The organism is Sphingomonas sp. 66-10 (assembly GCF_001897045.1).
Lineage (GTDB): Bacteria > Pseudomonadota > Alphaproteobacteria > Sphingomonadales > Sphingomonadaceae > Sphingomonas > Sphingomonas lycopersici.
Genome location: NZ_MKRR01000129.1, coordinates 1 through 2,359, shown reverse-complemented (window position 1 = coordinate 2,359; position 2,359 = coordinate 1). Strand labels below are relative to the sequence as shown.

General features: G+C 62.6%; 3 protein-coding genes. 2 read left to right on the top strand and 1 reads right to left on the bottom strand.

All coding sequences use genetic code 11. From position 1 onward, the window contains the following. Positions 1-203: MBL fold metallo-hydrolase (locus BGN95_RS13335; RefSeq protein ID WP_286772887.1), on the bottom strand; the 203-nt coding region annotated here is incomplete at its 3' end. Positions 204-440: 237 nt separating this feature from the next. On the opposite strand from BGN95_RS13335, the gene BGN95_RS13330 reads away from it, so the two are divergent. Together BGN95_RS13330 and BGN95_RS13325 are read left to right on the top strand one after the other, a co-directional pair. Continuing rightward, a complete protein-coding gene (locus BGN95_RS13330) occupies positions 441-1,094 on the top strand; it encodes an NAD(P)H-dependent oxidoreductase (protein ID WP_286772886.1) in 654 nt (217 codons plus the stop codon). Positions 1,095-1,185: 91 nt separating this feature from the next. Beyond that, positions 1,186-2,359: NRAMP family divalent metal transporter (locus BGN95_RS13325; RefSeq protein ID WP_286772885.1), on the top strand; the 1,174-nt coding region annotated here is incomplete at its 3' end.

Below are 2,359 nucleotides of genomic sequence, written 5' to 3'. Positions count from 1 at the left end.
TGATCAAGGTGCGCATGCGTCAGGATCACCAGGTCGAGGCTATGCGGATCGAAGGGCAGGGGCTGGAAATTGAGCGCCTCGAGCGTTCGCGATCCTTGAAACAGCCCGCAGTCGATCAGCACCCGATGCCGCGCACCACGCAATTCCATGCAGGAGCCGGTAACCGCGCCAGCGGCGCCATGAAAAATGAGTTCGATCGACATGGCAGGATATCTCCGCTCGACGCCTCAAATCGATGTAGCCGACTGATCCCGCTTTATATTCGTATTGTCCCGTAATGCAGGCGCAGCTCGTTCCGATCGGGCGGCGAGACCAGGCGTTCCCACGCGCGAGAGGAAGAAGGGATAAGCGTCAGACTAAGTACATCCCCTCATGGCGGTCCAGCGGCTGGTGATGGATGAAAGACCGGTCAATTGAGAGCTGAGAAAGAAGGGCAGATCGTGACCGACGCAAAAGCAGCCGTTCGCCATCTCGTCGTTTGCGCGAGTCCCGCGCCGGGCGGGTTTGGGCACGCCGTCGTCGAGACTTATGTCGATATCGTCAGGCAAGCCGGCCAGGAAGCCATCGTGCGTGACCTCTACGGCATCGGCTTCGATCCCGTACTCAAGATCGATGAGCGGCCCGACGGGCCGCACTGGGCGCCATCGCCCGATGTCGCGGCTGAACTCGAATTCGTCCGCCAGGCCGACATTCTCGTGCTGGTTTACCCGATCTGGTACGGGCTGCCGCCCGCGATCCTCAAAGGCTATGTCGATCGCGTGCTCGGCGCGAACTATTCGTTCCATCGCTTCCGCGCCGAGGCCGGGCAGCCGCCGCTGGTCGGCAAGCCGCTCCTGTCGTTCAGCACCTCCGGCACGCCGTTGGCGTGGCTCCATGAGCGGAGCCAAGTTCTGGCGTTGCGCGAAATCTTCGACGTTTATCTGTGGCGGGGCTTCGGGATGAAGCAAAGCCGCCATGTCATGCTCGACGAGGTTGTCACCAACCTGGCCCCTGCCGATGCTGCCGAGAAATTGAAACTGGTCCGTCAAACCGCAGCGGAGACCTGTGCAACACTCGCCGGGGGCCGGCCGATGGTGACGGGCTTCGAAGCCTAAGCAATGGCCGGCGGGCCTTTGCGACGCCGGCTGCCCGGCTGGTCGGGGACGAAACGCGCGTGTGACACCTTATCGGATACGGAACGACCCTATGTCCCGGCCACTTGGCGAGCACGAGCTTCCTGACGAAAGCAAGAGCGGCGGCCGGCGGCGCGACCGGCTGTTCGAGCGCCATCCCTGGTTGCGTCATCCACTCAGTTCGCTTGGGCCGGGGCTCATCACCGGCGTTGCGGACGATGACCCCAGCGGGATTGCCACTTATTCGCAGGCTGGCGCGGCCTTCGGCTTTGGCCTCCTTTGGACGATGCCGCTCGCTTATCCACTGATGTCTGCGGTGCAGGAACTGACCGCGCGGCTCGGGCGAGTCACTGGCATGGGGCTTGCTGCCAATATCCGGCGCGTCTTCCCGCCTTTCATCCTGCAAGCCCTCGTCCTGCTGCTGCTCATGGCGAACATCTTCAACATCGCGGCCGACATTGCTGCGATGGGAGAGGCGGCCGAACTTGTGCTCGGCCTCGATCGCCATCTCATGACCGTGCTCTTCGTTGCGGCAACGCTGGTGCTCCAGGTGTTCGTGCCTTATCATCGCTACGTCTTCTATCTGAAGTGGCTGACATTTTCGCTGCTCGCTTATGTTGCTGTACTCTTCGTCGTGCATGTCGACTGGGGCATGACTGTGCGGGAGACGGTCCTCCCGCATCTCAGCCTTGACGGCACGGCCGCGATGATGATCGTCGGCATCTTCGGGACGACGATCAGCCCCTATCTCTTCTTCTGGCAGGCGTCAGAGGAGGTCGAGGACATGCGCGGCTGCGCGCCGTTGGTCGAGACGCCCGACAAGGCACCGGCCGAGCTGGCACGAATTCGCTGGGACACCTGGAGCGGCATGCTCTATTCCGATGCCACATCTTATTTCATCATTCTTGCAACCGCGGTCACCTTGCACCCTGCCGGCATCACCCAGATCGACACCGCCGCCCAAGCGGCAAGCGCACTGAGGCCGCTCGCCGGGCCGTTTGCCGAGACGGTCTTCGCACTCGGCATCCTTGGTGTTGGCATGATCGGCGTGCCGGTCCTTGCAGGCTCAGGTGGCTATGCACTGTGCGAGGCGATGGGCTGGACCTGGGGGCTCGAACGGCGCGCGGGTGACGCGCGAGCTTTCTACGGCGTGATCGCGATCAGCGTCCTACTGGCGGTCATTCTCCAATATCTGCCGATCAACCCGATGCGCGCGTTGGTCTGGAGCGCGGTTGCCAATGGGATGG